We start from the raw sequence: 15,863 nt of genomic DNA, 5'->3' as shown, positions 1-15,863 counted from the left end.
GCCAACTTCGCCTAATTTTGGATTTATCGCGCAGCATGACCAGCAGCTAGCACAGTTATTAGAATAAAGATAAACCTCTCCCCCAACCCCGGAACCTACGAGCGAGAGGGGAATATATTTTTTATTAACTACCTAGTGTTAAAATTCCTAGTGACATATCAACAACTAATCGACGAGTTTTTAACCACTGTAAACCAATTAAAATTTATGACAAACCTTCACCAACATGAACGGGTCTATCAAATTCTTGACCATCAATTCGTACTTTACCTGCGTATATATCAAAGTTAAAATCACCTCTTGCGGTACGCATCATTTGCCGCTCTAGACGTACCCACTCAAGTCCATCTAAGTCTTGCTTATCCATTGCCAGCCAGTAAGAAAAGCCTGTATCAAGCATGACATTGGCAGCAAAATCTAAACCATCGGATGCAATTAAATCTATTGAGAAAAACAAAGTATCCTCATCACCAAAAAATCCAGAAATCATATATACTGTTAACGGCTGAAAAATAAACTTTTGTGTAGCACCAAGAATAAGTATAATAGCTAAAAAGCGCTAGGGTGTAACCAAAAGGTACAGTAGTTATGCTAAAAATAGATTTTACGCAAGAAGATGTTGATAATTTGCATTACGAGCGATATCATCATCCTCATCCATTAGTGCAGAGAAAGATGGAAGTTCTGTACCTAAAAAGTCAGGGTGTAATGCATAAAGATATATGTCAATTATGTCAAATTACTAAAGCAACATTAGCTAAATATATTAAACAATATCAATTAGGGGGAATAGAAGAGCTTAAAAAATTAGATTATAAAGGGCGCCCAAGTGAGTTAAATCAGCATGGTGATATTTTAAAAGAGCATTTTAAAAAACATCCTCCTTCTACTGTCACAGAAGCGAGCGATGCGATAGAAAAAATAACAGGAATTAAACGTAGCCCTACACAAGTAAGAGATTTTTTAAAAAGAACAGGTTTACGATGCTTAAAGGTGGGTCATGTGCCGGGAAAGTCAGGGGACGAAGGTAAGATTGATGAACAAGAAGAATATAGACTAGAAAAGCTAGAACCTTTATTAAAACAAGCTTGTAACGGCGAAAAGGCTGTTTTCTTCCTCGACGCAGCGCATTTCGTATATAAATCCTACTTAGGGTATTTATGGTGCTTCGTAAGAACATTTATATGTTCACCTTGTGGTCGTAAAAAATTTAATGTTCTTGGTGCGGTAAATGCAGTTACAAAGGAAATAATAATTTTAACAAACGAAACTTATATTAATTCGGAAACAGTTTGTCAAATGTTATTTAAATTGGCATCATTAGGTTTAAATATACCAATAGCGGTTGTTCTTGATAATGCTCGATATCAGAGATGTAGGCTTGTTCAAGACTACGCTGAAGAATTAGGTATTCAGTTATGTTTTTTACCATCTTATTCTCCGCAGTTAAATTTAATAGAACGTTTTTGGAGGTATGTAAAAAAAGAATGTTTGTACTCTAAATACTATGAAAATTTTGCCAACTTTAAGGCTGCTATATCTAACTGTATTGATTTAGCTAATACAGATAAAAAAGAAAAACTGAATAGCTTGTTAAATCTCAAGTTTCAATCTTTTCGTAAAGTTCAAATCTTAACCGTTTAAAGTATACTACCGCAAGTCCCTGTTTCATTAATTCGGAAGACTTGTGGTATTTTACCAGGATGCTTGTCCCGACATTGCGCTGAAGCTACGGATGAATCTTTATCTACAAAATATTCCCCGCTATCTGGTTCAACTGCAATGAACCAGTTGTAATGCGTTTTAATTAATCCTGGCTTAACACGGTTAAAAACAGGTAGAGCGCGTTGGTAAAATTCTTCCTGCTCGGCTCTCCATTTAGCTTTTTGTTCTTCCGTCCATTGAATTTCGGGAAAAATTCTTCCCCGTCGTGCTGTACGAGATGTTTTAGCTTCCGTCATAGCTTTTGATTATCCCACATGGAGCAATGTTTATATTTTATCTTATTTGTAGCGATAAAATCACTGGCACCTATATGTAACGTACTACGTATAGTGACATCATTACCTGCCATTGAGGCGCCGTAACTTTCCCCGCGTAAACCAATACCACCAGAGGAAGTAGAAAGGCGCCGACAACAACGCTCTGAGCCTTGCTTATAGGTGTCGTATTATATTTGAGCGTCAAGCGCTTGATTAAGCTTTATCATAACTGGTATATTGCCATAGACCCTGGCACAGAAGAGTATATTATTGACTAAACTAGCGCAAGCCTTTCGCGGCGCCCTAGTTCCTCAAGACCCCAACGATGCACCCGCATCGGTGTTACTCGAACGCATCCGCGCAGAACGAGAGAAAAATGCTGGTGCCACTTTTAATAGCCAGCAAGTTATTTAAAATCAACTATCCGTTACATCCGTTATATCCGTTGCCAAATTACCTCTGTGCCCTCTGCGTCTCTGTGGTAAATAAAAATACATTAATTCACAGGCAGGGATGCCTGTTCCACAAGAATTTTCATAGTTTTCATAGGCAAGGTAAACTTATGGAATTGAATAAGTGCTAAACATAAACCTATGCCTAGTTTTTTATTAGAAGTTGGTACTGAGGAACTGCCAGCGAGTTTTGTAAGCAGTGCGATGAAGCAGTGGGAGCAGCGTATCCCAAAATCTCTTGATGAAAATAGTTTAGTTTGTGAGGCAGTAAAGATATATGGGACTCCACGACGGTTAGCGGTGTTAATAAAGGGTTTACCTGCACAGCAACCTGATAGGGAAGAGGAAATAAAGGGTCCACCAGCGAAAAGTGCTTTTAACTCAGATGGGGCGCCTACACCTGCTGCGGTGGGGTTTGCAAAAAAGCAAGGGGTGGATATTTCAGCATTTGAGGTGCGACCTACCGATAAGGGTGATTTTATCTTTGTTAAAAAAAATATTCCTGGGCGCCCGGTTGCGGAAATATTTACCGAACTTGTTCCACAATGGATTTTTAGTTTGGAAGGTAAACGGTTGATGCGTTGGGGTGATGGAGACGCGCGCTTTTCTAGACCTATTCGGTGGTTAGTAACATTGTTGGATGATGCAGTGTTACCAATGGAGTTAGATAATGGTTCTGAAAAAGTTATCAGTAACCAAACTTCGCGCGGTCATCGGGTTTTACATCCAGAAAATGTGAGTATTGCCCATGCGAATGATTATACAGAAACTTTGCGGACGGCGTATGTTGTTGTCGATGCTGCTGAACGTGCCAATACAATTAAAGAACAAGTGTATGCTGCTGCCAGTAGTAAGAACGGCGCCACCGAAATGTATCCTGATTTAGTTGAGGAAGTTATAAACCTGGTTGAATATCCTTCGGCAGTAGTTGGTAATTTTGAATCAGAGTTTTTGGAGTTACCGACCGAAGTCATTACAACGGTGATGGTGACACACCAGCGTTATTTCCCAATTTTTAAAGACTCTAATAAAAAAGAGCTATTATCTAACTTTATTACTATATCCAATGGCGACCCGAAAAAGTCAGATATCATTGCGCTAGGTAATGCACGAGTAATTCGCGCGCGTCTTGCTGATGGTCGCTACTTCTACGATAAGGATATTGAGAAAAAGTTAGAAAGCTTTTTGCCAAATTTGGAAACTGTCACTTTCCAAGAAGACTTGGGGTCAGTACGACGTAAGGTAGACCGAATTTGTCAAGTTGCTCAGTATATTTCAACACAGCTACATTTATCAAAGAAGGATAGTCAAGACATCGAAAGAGCTGCATTACTGTGCAAAGCTGATTTGGTAAGTCAGATGGTCTACGAGTTTCCCGAACTACAAGGTGTGATGGGAGAAAAATACGCAGCGGTATCTGGAGAAAACGAAGCGGTATCAAAAGCAATTTTTGAGCATTATTTACCGCGTAATGCTGATGATAGTTTGCCGCAAACCTTAACTGGACAAGTTGTTGGTATAGCTGACCGTCTCGATACTTTGGTAAGTATATTTGGTTTAGGCATGATTCCCACAGGTTCATCTGACCCGTTTGCACTGCGACGCGCGGCAAATGCGATAGTTAATATAACTTGGGCAGGAGATTTAACGATAAATTTGATTGAGCTACTCGAACAGGTAGTAAACGATTTTGCAACTGCATACAATAAAGATGCGGCAAAATTAATTCCCATTTTAAAAGATTTCTTCTTGCAAAGAGTACGGACGTTACTGCAAGAGGAAAAACAAATCGACTACGACTTAGTAAATGCTGTGTTAGGGGAAGACCCAGAGTATACAGAAAGAGCATTACAGGATTTACTAGATGTAAGGAACCGTGCGACGTTCCTACAGCAAATTCGTAACGATGGTCGGTTAAGCGAAATTTACGAAACCGTGAACCGTTCTACTCGGTTAGCTGCACAAGGTGACTTGGACTTTCAGCAGTTAGACCCAACGCAGCTTGTAAGTAAAGATTTATTTCAGAAACCATCCGAAGAAGCATTTTATAACGCGCTGGTAAATTTACTGCCGCAAACTCAAGCAGCACAAAAATCACGTGACTACCAAAAACTTGTAGCAGCGTTACAGGAAATTGCTCCAACAGTAAGTACCTTTTTTGACGGACCAGAAAGTGTTTTAGTGATGGACTCCAATCCGGATATTAAACGCAACAGACTACATACACTTGGGTTGCTGCGAAATCATGCCCGTGTTTTAGCTGATTTTGGTGGTATCGTAAAATCCTAGTAGTGAATGTAAAAAAAAGCTGTGCGGATGTAACAATTTAACGCTATTATAGGAAGGCTTAACCAGGGAATAATACAGTCTATGTCCAAAGCCCATGTAATAGGATTGGGAAAGTCCGGTGTCGCTGCGGCAAGATTGTTGAAAAGGGATGGTTGGGAGGTAGAGTTAGGTGATTCTAAAACCTCCCCCGACCTCCTTAAGCAACAAGAGCTATTAGCAGCCGAACATATAACAGCTAAACTGGGTTATACTTTACAACTCGATAGTGATTTACCTCAGTTAATAGTTGTCAGTCCCGGTGTACCTTGGGATATTCCTGTATTAATTAAAGCGCGCGAAATGGGCATAGAAACCATTGGCGAAATGGAACTCGCATGGCGCCATCTCAATACAGTCCCGTGGGTTGGCATTACTGGAACCAACGGTAAAACAACAACTACAGCATTAACAGCCGCAATATTTCAAGCAGCAGAATTAAAGGCGCCTGCTTGCGGTAACATTGGCTATGCTGCTACAGAAGTTGCCCTAGAGTTTGGTTTAGCTGAGAACGAAACTAAATTAGATTGGGTTATTGGTGAAATTAGTAGTTACCAAGTAGAGTCTTCTTCTACCTTTGCTCCGCGAATAGGTATTTGGACTACTTTCACACCTGACCACTTGGCACGTCACAAAACGCTTGAAAATTATTACAATATTAAAGCTAAGTTACTACATAACTCTGAATTAAAAATATTCAATGGTGATGACCCATATTTACGGAAAGTAGGCGCCAGTGAATGGTCGGATGCTTACTGGACAAGTCTTCACGGTAAAGACCAGCTTATTGGAGAGAAAGGCTTTTATATAGAAGATAGGTGGGTAATAGAGAAAATATCCTCTGAACCATTAAAAATTATAGAAGCGTCAGCACTGCGAATGGTAGGCGCCCATAATTTACAAAACCTACTCATGTCGGTAGCTGCCGCGCGGTTAGCAGGTATAGAACCCGAAGCTATTCATAAAGGTGTTAGTGAGTTCCCAGGTGTTCCACATCGCTTAGAATATATATGTACTTGGCAAGGAATTGATTTTATCAACGATAGTAAAGCGACTAATTACGATGCTGCTGAAGTTGGTTTAGTATCAGTCAAAAGTCCTGCGATATTAATTGCTGGTGGAGAAGCAAAAGAAGGAGATGATACTGCATGGCTAGCAAAAATACAGCAACAAGCAGCCGCAGTTGTTTTAATTGGTAATGCGGCGCCCTATTTTAGTCAGCGTTTACAAGAAGTTGGATATACTAACTTTGAAGATGCACAAACAATAGAAAAAGCAGTACCAAGAGCCGCAGAGTTAGCCAAGCAACATCAAGCTTCAGTAGTATTACTCTCACCTGCATGTGCAAGCTTTGACCAATATCCCAACTTTGAAGTGCGTGGTGACGACTTCCGCAAAGTATGTTTGAACTTTGTAGCATAGGCAAGACGCTTATGCGGTGATTTTTTAACCACAGAGACCATAAGAGAGCAGAGAGGAGAAACGAACCACAAAGAACGCAAACAAAGAGTTGGAAAGAAGGAACCACAAAGGCACAAAGGACACAAAGGAAGAGGTAGGGTGCTGTGAAAGCTATTACAATCTTCACCTGATTGAAAAGTTAATTTGCTTTCACGCACCTTATTATAGGCGCCGATGTCATTAATTTCGGTGCATTTGTAGCATAGGCATTCGGCACCTGTGCTTTAGGGTTTTTTTTACCACATAGACCATGAGAGAGCAGAGAGAGAAGCTTTTTGACTTTGAATGAGGCGCCAGTTCCAAGGGAACAGTTTAATTTTACTTTGATAAACAACATCAGGTGATTTTTTCCGAAATCGTCACTCGTGGGTTTGTAGTGGTAGTTAAGATAAACAACACTATATTTAACTTACTAATTTAAACCTGACGGGGACTTACCCCACAAAAGCCTAGTTATCATAACTGGGCTTTTTGTTTGGAGATATTAGGGTTGTAATTTATATGCAGGCGCCTTATACAAGCTCCAGACACGCACTTAATCGAATATTGCTTTATAATTTAAGCAATACAAATGAATTACTAATATAATAAAATCACATTTGACAAATTTTAACCATGACAGACAATCAATTACTGAAACGAATCGTTATTAATCAAAGTGTATTAGCTGGAAAACCTGTGATACGTGGAACACGTTTAAGTGTTGAGTATATTCTTAACTTACTTGCACATGGCGCCACTATTGAAGAAATACTTGAAGAGTACGAAGGTTTGAGTTCAGAAGATATTCAAGCTTGTTTCTTATTTGCAAGTAAATCATTATCTGATAGTACATTTATTCCGCTACAAATAGAGTTTGCTCCCATGCGTTTTTTAGTTGATGAATGTACAGGCCCTCGTGTTGCACGTTGGTTAGTAGCTCAAGAACATGAAGTTTTTTCTGTTTATAATAATGCGCGCGGTATTAGTGATGATGAAATACTACAAAAAGCATTTGATGAGGATTGGATTTTAATTACTAACGATAAAGACTTTGGTGAAAAAATTTACCGTTAATCACGCCCTCATAAAGGTGTAATATTAATGCGACTTGAAAATGAACGAGCCACAAATAAGATTGAAACGCTTAGACGCTTATTGGAAAACTATGCGGATAGACTAGTAAATCAATATGTTGTTATTAGTGAGAAAAAAGTTAGATTCAGAACAACGTTGCAAAGTGATAGTTAAATTAAATTAATCATCTTGTGGAATAAGCAGGAAAGCTCGGCTCAAACTTAGGGCGTTAAATAAAGTTTAATTGGCTTTAATAGTGCAAAAAGCATCTTGATGGAAATTACCTAAAGTAAAACTTTCCCAACGAGTATTTTCAGAGCCTTGATAATCAACCCATACAGGTAATGGTTCACCTTTGGGATTTTTGACAAGCCAATCAATAGATATAGGTAGCTGCTCAATAATACGTAAATCATTAATTAAATCTCGGCTTTCTCCTAAGCTTAATCCTCCAAATCTGTCAGTTTTTTCTGGGTGATTGAGTGTTTCTAATATTCGGTTTTCTAATAAATTTTTATCTTCACTAGAATCTACGCAAACGATTAAGTCAAGCCCGCACAATACTTCTTGATAATCAGGTCTGGAATTTACAGGTGAATTAATATCTTTATCTTTCCTGCGCTTGAAGGTTCTAAGTAGTACTGTAGATTTAGGTTTTGATAATACTCCAATTGCAATCTTAACACCTAAATGTCGAGTTCGGTCTATTTCTCCAACGAGTGATAACAGTAATCCATAGATAGTTGCTGGAGATGGATACTTAAATGAGGCAGCGTACTCTCTGGAACGCGAGTTTGTAAATGTCGCAAAAGGCGCCGTTATTTGTAGTGAGAGCATAAGTTAATCTACAGTAAGGTGTATACTCCTATGGAGTCGAAGGTAAACAAGATAATTAGAGGTAAAAAGTTTACCCAGCAGTTTTAATCTTGTTAGATTTTATACCTAAATCAAGTTCGATTTTATCTGACAAACTTTTTACCCCTTTACGGATACTTGGTTCTACGTGAACACCCTTTTGTTTTAAAGCTTTTGCTTCTTCTGTAAAAGCGTAACCTCCAAAAATCCAAATTTCCTCGGCAGGAATTTCCTCACATTCTATTAATTGTCTTAATCGTGTGGCTGTTAAAACATCTTCCTCTGGTTGCTCAAAACAGTATAAAAATTGCGGAACAGGATGGTGAGTCCACCGAAAAATTACAGATTCAGGTGAAAAATCAAAGAGAAAACGAGCGTGATTTCCACCTACATTTGCTAACTTTGTGACTGCGTGAAGTACATCTACAACTCGTTCAGGTACAACTAAACGTTGAGGTGTGATTGCTAAACCGTATTGGAACCTAGTTGTAATAGTTTCTGTGGAATAAATAGCAGTTTTTGCTTTTTCTGCTTCAGAGTCTTTGTTTCCTTTTTTACCTTTGCTACCACTTTTTGAGTTGAAGGTAATTTCTATTCGTTCGGCACTTTGTAATGAAATCGCACGGGTTACTTCTAACGCACCTCGGCGTTTAAAAGGTTCACTACCTTTGCCTGGTTTAACATCCATGTAACCCATTACATCATCATCAATAAATTCTTTTGGGTCAAATTTGTCGCCTTTATCATTAGAAACACCTTGCCACTCTACATCTTGCTTATCTTCTTTCCACTCACGATTAACAGGCATTCCCATCATTTGCCAGTAATAACGAATTGCCCAGCGAATTGCTTCTGCGGAAACAGCAACGTGTAATTTGTCTCCCCAAAAAACTTTAGGTAAAGTAGTACGATTTCCTTCTGTTTCGCCTCGATTGTTTGCAGCTACACCACGAGCAGTAATTAAATTTCCAAATAAGTGATAAGTCATTGTTTAGTCCTCGTCTAATAATGGGTTACTTTGTGGCGCCTCATCAATATCGTTATCATCAGAATCATCTGATTGCGGTAAAGATGTATCATTGCCTTCTTCATTCTTTGTGTCGGTTAAATATTTAGGCTTTTTCTTGCCAATAGACTCTAAATACGTTGCTGTTCTGGAAGTTTTCCAAGGGTCTTGATAGCCGACAATTGCTAACGTCATTAAAGCTAGGCAATCTTGCCAATTTTGCTTTGCCCATGAGTAAAAATCACCTATCTCAATTCCTTGTATAAACGGGTTTTTAACGGCTGTTGGACGGCTAAAAACATATGTTTGTAAACGTACAAAATCTGGTTGAGAGCGGCAGTTACGAATCGACATTAGTAAGTCGGTTTCCAGTTTATCGTAATTAGGTGTTCCAGAAGATGTATTGCGCCTTAATTCGCGGCGTTGCTCGTATAATTGCCAGGTAAAGGCATCTCCAAACAAGGTTGCCATTTCCGAGGTCAATTGTTTTGAAATCATTGCTTCTTTCATATCTCTTAGACGTTGTTGTTCAAAATGCAAGCGTCCAAAAACTTCGGTATTGAATTTGAGAACGTCATGAAGACCGCTATACCAAGGTTTTTCTGCAACTAAATTCTCAGTTGCAATCTCTCGACCGAAGCTGACATCAATAAATGTACCGTTTTTACCAACTTTAACTCCTTTTGTTAGTTTACTTTCACATATCTCATACCTCTGTCTAATATGTGGATGAAGAATAACTGTATTATGTTGGGTGATACTTTGTTGTTGTGACCAAGGCACATCTCCAAATGCCCACACTTCACAGCTTGGAGTTTCTTGCAAAGCTATGGTTTGATTACCTGCAAGGGTAAGTAAATAATGGAGAGAAGCATCAGATAACCCAGAAGCAAAGTAATTACCATAGTTGGCTACTTGAAAACCTTCTGTTTGACGAATTTTTGCAAATTCTTCTAAATTACTGATGTTGGGAATAATTAAAGCCCATCTGTACTTATTTGCTTTTAGACGTGAGCGTACTTGATAATAGCTACAGCCAATTGGTGCAAATAGTAAACTAAGAAACCCTTCTGGAGATTCTTGCAACCTAGTTTTGCCACCTGCTATTGCAACATGTTTTTCTGTGGCGCCAGGAATAAGCCATTGTGCAATGCGAATATAAGGAAGAAAGTAATCTTGTTTGTCATATAGTCCTGTTTTGGCGAATGGGTTTAGGTCTTGATGGTTGTAGCGGTTGATAGCTTTATAGTCAACCTCCATTGTTTGGTTTTCATCGAACGAAAGCGTACATTTTTTGATTCCTTCTCCACCTACAGAACTTGGATGCTGTAGAAATGTACTAAGAATACCATTGTGTATGGTGACAGCAGTATCTGTACTAATTTCCCCTAGCGCAGGAATTTTGATTAATCCTTGAACTGAATCATTAAATTGATATGTATGATTTAACAACCAAGTTAAAGCTTCACGGTCAGTACACTTCCAGCGTAGGGTTATTGATTCTGTTGTTAAATCCCAGTCAATTACATTTCCTTTGGATGGTTGTAAGTAATTTAAGCTCATGTACAACCCTGCCAAACCCACACGGTGTAAAGGAGTGTTAAAAGGGCGCCATAATGATAATTGGAAAACTCTCTCGGTTAAAGGTTGGGATGGTTTAGCTTTTGTGACCATAACGCGCTTGCAAAGATTTGTTTAATTTTGGGTCGTAGGCGCCTATTTCAGGGTGGTAATGTACATCTGTAGTTGGAGCTACTCGGTAGAATTTAAAAGTATTTTTGTCCCAACTTTTCGTAGTATCTTGAATTGGTACAGAAACTGCCCATTTTTGTGCTTCTAAATATGGTTTTTCTGTCGAATTATGAATTTTTGCTACGTCATCCTCAAGTATAACTTGAATTGTGTAACCTGCCTCCATAAGTTCACCTTGCTTTGCTTGCCAAGTTTGTAACCACTCACATTTATCCGGAGAGGGTGCTTGAAGAGAAGTTTTACTCATTTCTTCTGCAAGTTGAGTTTGGTTAACTATTTGACCCTCTAAAGTTTTAATCAACGCTGTTCCTGTCTCTAAATCTTCTTTATCATAGGGTTTTTCTTTCTCCCAAGGATAGATTAAAGCTTTACAAATACGATTTGTTTTCAATGTGTAACCTTGTTTTGATTTTTCTACCCAACGATTGAGTCTACCCAGTCGTTGAATTAATGCCCAAATTGGTGCATTAGCAGAGATTAAAAGCGTTGCAGAAATATCTAAACTCATTTCAGCGATTTGAGTTGTTACCGCAAAAGCTGGTAGCTCACCTCGAAACGCTTTAATTAGTTGTTGATGTTGGTTACAGGCATCTTGGTAGCGAAAGCGAGAATGATAAACTAAGGTTTGAACGGCAAAAGATAATGTTTTGAACCTATCTACTGCTTCCGTATATAACCTTTGAGAATCAGCAACTTGGTTAGTTATCCATAAAACTTTTCCCCCCTGTTCTAACTCCTGAATTATTTCATGCCAAACTAAATCTTCTTTCTCAACAGACACTAGTTGATATCGAGGTAACTCTTCAATCTCTTTTGGTCCTCTTACTATTTCTGCTTTATCTTCCGTTTCTGCTAATATACCCTGAATTGCATCAATTTGTTGCTGAGTCATTGAAGCGCTCATTAGCACGATATTAGCTTTACTAAAGACTCGAATGAACTGTAAAAGCGTGCCAAAAAGCTTAGGTGGATAAGCATGTATTTCATCGAATACAAATGCACCTTGAGCAATACCAGGAAATCCATAAATTCCCTTACGATGATTTTTGAACAGACCTAATACAGTATGAGCAGTACAGTAAACTAATTTAGAATGCCACAGTTTTAATGCTTCTACTTTAGTTTGAAACTGAGCAACTTCATCATTATCTTTATTTTCTGTTTCGTCACCTTCCTCATCATAGCTATTGAGTATACCTTTAAGCTTAATTTGTTCATCTACCCAAGAACGACTATGCATGAGTAGGGTATTTTCAATCTTGGTTGGCACTGCATAGTCTATAAATCCTTGAGAAGTTGTTGCGGTCGTCGGGTAACAGAAAAATACTTTTGCTTCTAGATTTTCTTCTGACGCTAGTCGTTTAAAAAAGCAAAATGGAACTATTGACTTACCAGCACCGCATCCAGCAATGACTATTAAAACTCTAGATTTTTTATTTGCTGCATCCTTTTGAAACTTTAATAAAGGTTTACCTTCTAACTTTTGTTCAACAACTAACTGTAGTTCAGATGCTGACATTGTTTGTAAGAGGGCATTTTTTATCCAATCAGTATAATTATGCTTTCCTCTCTCCTGTTCTAACAGTGCTGAAGCTGCCAAATCTGCTGCCATCACTAAAGCTTTCACAACTGCGATTTGTTTAAGCTGGTTTAAATTACCTTTCCATTTTTCATCTAACTGCACAAACCAACTTTTTGTATGTCCACCAAGTTCATAGCATTCAGCTTTAAGCTTACCTTCTGCAAATTCTTGTGGCAGCTTAGGTAAATTAGCACTTAGTTTTAAGTATTTACATCCTAACTCTAATATTTCTTTAAAATATTCTTTGTCTGTATAAACTTTTAAGCTCTCAGAACCTACACCGTCACTAAAATAACTATAATCTTTTACTTTAAGGTGATGACCTAAAACTGCTAAGATTGCTAAAAACAGCTTGACATTCGGCGCCGACTTTAACCATTGGCACACAGAATTATAACGTGTAGCGAAAACAACGCTTAATAGTTCGTGCCTGATTAGGTGCTTTTTTCTGTTTGATTGAACTTTAGTACTAATGCCATACCATTTTTGCAGAAGCTGAGGAGGTGAAGGTTTATGCACCATTGCCTGAAAATCTTCGTTTGCCTTTCCCCAGTCGTGCAGCCAAATAGCTAAAACAACCGTTTGAATTAATTCTTCTGGTGTGAGCGTCAGGTCTAATTTATAACAAATAATTGGGGCAATATCCTGAAAAGCTTGTGCCGCAATAATTCCTAACTCTAAATGTCCAACTAGAGTTAAAGCATCCTTATCCTTTTCATTGCTATCCGCACGGATAGACTTTGCAAGTAATTTTTTCACAGTCCACTAATATATAGAACTGTTGGCAGCACCAAAAGGTGTCAAAGGTCAAATAACGAATTCAATTAAAAAAACCGGCGCCCATCTTTCTCCTACCTCCCAAGCCTAAAATTAACAGCTTAACAGCATCTTCCTCCGACAAGTCTGTTACCTGTACACCATATCCCGGTATATGTTTATTCTTGATTATCAGAACTTTGTTATCTAAGGCGCCGCGACGAAGCAACAATGAAACCTTTCCTCGAACCCCTCTTTCACCTAGTTGTCGAGTCGCAACAGCTAAAAAACGGTCAGGAGAAGGAATATCTTCCCTAGGTGATAAATGAATAATAACAATGCGCGCTTTTAAAGTTGATCTCGTATGTAATGGCGCAATAGTAGGTATTTGCAAAGAAATTTTTCCCTGTCCGACACTCAAAGTTCGACCAGCTAACCCATAAAAAGAGCCAGCTTTTGACAGTGGTGTACGAATTTGCAAACGAGAAAAATCCTGAGTTTCAATCAAACCCTTACCATCTTTGATTCCCGCAATTGAGGAAATCGAGGTAAATGGACAATCACCTAACCACGGCATTTCCCTCTTCAACGCTGAATAAATGCAGTAGCCATGTAGTGAAGATATCTTCGCTCCGCACGCTATGGGAAAATTTACCTCTAAGAGAGGTTCAGACGGTAGCTCAATCCCTGATGAAACTATAGCAGTTCTTAGCATTTTACTAAAATCTAAACTGCCTTGGATAATATTACTTATCACCGAACGGTGTCAATAGGTTAGCCGGAAAATCTGATTGGGATTCTCACTGGCACTATTTATCCAGAATGGCAGTTCTTAGTTGAACAACCACGGGTGTGGTCTAAGGTAAGATATAGTATGATTTTGAAGGCTTTTGCTGATTTTCGCAAGTACCCACGACTGTATTAATTTTGAAACTGAGTGAAAATTCACCAATCAAAAGCAGATTAAGGGTTTTAGTCTATTATTAGGTGCGATTGGTACTTGCATTCTTTCAAAAGTTTGTCTACTATTGTTTTCAGCGATTGGCAAAACGGCACCACAAAGCTTTCTGTGCTGTTTTTGTTTCGAGTGAGCAGTTACTTGCAAATAAGCTGTAGCAAGTTTGCTGTATATTGGTTACAGGCACCGCTGTGTTTTTAACCTCTGACTCCATAGGAGTTGTACACTTAACGGATAGGTTATTTTTTATAACTAGACTTTAATGTGTTTTTAACCTCTGACTCCATAGGAGTTGTACACTGGTAATGCGTCCTTGCTTGAATGATGAAATCAACGTGTTTTTAACCTCTGACTCCATAGGAGTTGTACACTAATAAACATTACTGCAAACACAGTTTCAACTATCAATGTGTTTTTAACCTCTGACTCCATAGGAGTTGTACACAATTTTGAGGAATTACGCCGCCCGCACTTGCTTGAATTGTGTTTTTAACCTCTGACTCCATAGGAGTTGTACACTCTCTCGTTGAAGAGCAAATCGGCGGGCTTAATAAATGTGTTTTTAACCTCTGACTCCATAGGAGTTGTACACGATAGCCCAGGTATTACTTCAAGGCTTGGAACGTAATGTGTTTTTAACCTCTGACTCCATAGGAGTTGTACACTATCGTTTAGTCATGATTAATTCTCCTTATCCAACGTGTTTTTAACCTCTGACTCCATAGGAGTTGTACACAACACAATCGGTAAACTAGCAAATCAACAATTAAAGTGTTTTTAACCTCTGACTCCATAGGAGTTGTACACATTTGCTCTTGTTCTTGAGGCGCCAGTTTAAAAGTAGTGTTTTTAACCTCTGACTCCATAGGAGTTGTACACTCAAGTTCAAATTAGCTTTGGTGGTCGATGGGAAAGCGTGTTTTTAACCTCTGACTCCATAGGAGTTGTACACTAAAGATACTTTTGGATTTATGCCTGCCTTTATAGCTGTGTTTTTAACCTCTGACTCCATAGGAGTTGTACACATATTGCATCTTTTCCAAAGTTAGTGTTAAGGGGATTGTGTTTTTAACCTCTGACTCCATAGGAGTTGTACACTTAATTGCTTACAACATACGCACTTACTAATCATTGTGTTTTTAACCTCTGACTCCATAGGAGTTGTACACGAATACTGCGCCGAACTACTCCCAACTATCAAAGAGTGTTTTTAACCTCTGACTCCATAGGAGTTGTACACTACCAAAAGGAGAAAGACCACTAGAGTATGACATAGTGTTTTTAACCTCTGACTCCATAGGAGTTGTACACTTTAGCATGAGATGTGTGGGAATGTCAACTTAAAATGTGTTTTTAACCTCTGACTCCATAGGAGTTGTACACATGGTTTTTATAAAATAGATTTTATTGGAGAATACCGTGTTTTTAACCTCTGACTCCATAGGAGTTGTACACCACTAGTTGCTTATCAAGAACAGCAAGTTCAAATAGTGTTTTTAACCTCTGACTCCATAGGAGTTGTACACGTGTTAGCCGCTAAAGCGTTACCCGCACGAAACGGTGTTTTTAACCTCTGACTCCATAGGAGTTGTACACAAATAGAAGCAAAGTACGCCACCCGTAACAAAGCTGTGTTTTTAACCTCTGACTCCATAGGAGTTGTACACGAATTGTTACG

General features: G+C 38.6%; 12 protein-coding genes and 1 CRISPR repeat array. Of the genes, 5 read left to right on the top strand and 7 right to left on the bottom strand.

Features of this window, described 5'->3' with window-relative positions; all coding sequences use genetic code 11:
- Nucleotides 1-205: 205 nt before the first annotated feature.
- On the bottom strand, nucleotides 206-490 hold the full coding sequence (locus AC2JBO_RS07145) for an aspartyl protease (protein ID WP_496952938.1): 285 nt from the start codon (nucleotides 488-490) through the stop codon (nucleotides 206-208).
- A 98-nt stretch (nucleotides 491-588) separates the two neighbouring features.
- Here AC2JBO_RS07145 and AC2JBO_RS07140 point away from each other — a divergent pair, with 98 nt between their 5' ends.
- Nucleotides 589-1,644: an IS630 family transposase gene (locus tag AC2JBO_RS07140; protein ID WP_496952937.1), complete on the top strand. Its 1,056-nt coding sequence runs from the start codon at nucleotides 589-591 to the stop codon at nucleotides 1,642-1,644.
- Here AC2JBO_RS07140 and AC2JBO_RS07135 read toward each other — a convergent pair.
- The gene (locus tag AC2JBO_RS07135) at nucleotides 1,641-1,961 is read right to left on the bottom strand and encodes a hypothetical protein (RefSeq protein ID WP_496952936.1); all 321 of its coding nucleotides are present in this window, start codon (nucleotides 1,959-1,961) and stop codon (nucleotides 1,641-1,643) included. The two genes, AC2JBO_RS07140 and AC2JBO_RS07135, sit on opposite strands and share 4 nt — an antisense overlap.
- A gap of 291 nt (nucleotides 1,962-2,252) precedes the next feature.
- On the opposite strand from AC2JBO_RS07135, the gene AC2JBO_RS07130 reads away from it, so the two are divergent.
- From AC2JBO_RS07130 to AC2JBO_RS07115, 4 genes are all read left to right on the top strand, one after another.
- Entirely contained in the window at nucleotides 2,253-2,396 is a 144-nt protein-coding gene (locus AC2JBO_RS07130; RefSeq protein ID WP_496952935.1) for a hypothetical protein, read from the top strand.
- A gap of 179 nt (nucleotides 2,397-2,575) precedes the next feature.
- Entirely contained in the window at nucleotides 2,576-4,723 is a 2,148-nt protein-coding gene (gene glyS, locus AC2JBO_RS07125) for a glycine--tRNA ligase subunit beta (RefSeq protein WP_496952934.1), read from the top strand.
- Nucleotides 4,724-4,804: 81 nt separating this feature from the next.
- Nucleotides 4,805-6,181, top strand: a complete 1,377-nt coding sequence (gene murD, locus AC2JBO_RS07120) for a UDP-N-acetylmuramoyl-L-alanine--D-glutamate ligase (RefSeq protein ID WP_496952933.1) — start codon at nucleotides 4,805-4,807, stop codon at nucleotides 6,179-6,181.
- Nucleotides 6,182-6,835: 654 nt separating this feature from the next.
- A complete protein-coding gene (locus tag AC2JBO_RS07115; protein ID WP_496952932.1) occupies nucleotides 6,836-7,276 on the top strand; it encodes a DUF5615 family PIN-like protein in 441 nt (146 codons plus the stop codon).
- Nucleotides 7,277-7,516: 240 nt separating this feature from the next.
- Here AC2JBO_RS07115 and cas5 read toward each other — a convergent pair whose 3' ends face one another.
- From cas5 to cas6, 5 genes are all read right to left on the bottom strand, one after another.
- Nucleotides 7,517-8,113 (bottom strand): type I-MYXAN CRISPR-associated protein Cas5/Cmx5/DevS, encoded by a 597-nt coding sequence (cas5, locus tag AC2JBO_RS07110; protein WP_496952931.1) that lies wholly within the window; start codon nucleotides 8,111-8,113, stop codon nucleotides 7,517-7,519.
- A 70-nt stretch (nucleotides 8,114-8,183) separates the two neighbouring features.
- The gene (gene cas7i / locus AC2JBO_RS07105; RefSeq protein ID WP_496952930.1) at nucleotides 8,184-9,119 is read right to left on the bottom strand and encodes a type I-B CRISPR-associated protein Cas7/Cst2/DevR; all 936 of its coding nucleotides are present in this window, start codon (nucleotides 9,117-9,119) and stop codon (nucleotides 8,184-8,186) included.
- A 3-nt stretch (nucleotides 9,120-9,122) separates the two neighbouring features.
- Entirely contained in the window at nucleotides 9,123-10,811 is a 1,689-nt protein-coding gene (gene cas8a1 / locus AC2JBO_RS07100) for a type I-MYXAN CRISPR-associated Cas8a1/Cmx1 (protein WP_496952929.1), read from the bottom strand.
- Nucleotides 10,795-13,230 carry a CRISPR-associated helicase Cas3' gene (gene cas3, locus AC2JBO_RS07095; protein WP_496952928.1) on the bottom strand — a complete coding sequence of 812 codons (2,436 nt, stop codon included), beginning with the start codon at nucleotides 13,228-13,230 and terminating at the stop codon, nucleotides 10,795-10,797. Before cas3 ends, cas8a1 begins: the two co-directional genes overlap by 17 nt.
- A gap of 61 nt (nucleotides 13,231-13,291) precedes the next feature.
- Nucleotides 13,292-13,942 (bottom strand): type I-MYXAN CRISPR-associated protein Cas6/Cmx6, encoded by a 651-nt coding sequence (gene cas6, locus AC2JBO_RS07090; RefSeq protein ID WP_496952927.1) that lies wholly within the window; start codon nucleotides 13,940-13,942, stop codon nucleotides 13,292-13,294.
- Nucleotides 13,943-14,376: 434 nt separating this feature from the next.
- A CRISPR array of direct repeats spans nucleotides 14,377-15,852; the repeat unit is 36 nt; unit sequence GTGTTTTTAACCTCTGACTCCATAGGAGTTGTACAC.
- Between the last annotated feature and the right edge of the window lie 11 nt (nucleotides 15,853-15,863).

The organism is Calothrix sp. CBUCES-K 9914, assembly GCF_059640475.1.
The sequence above is the reverse complement of the archived record's forward strand: the minus strand, read 5'-3'. Positions and strand labels throughout refer to the sequence as shown.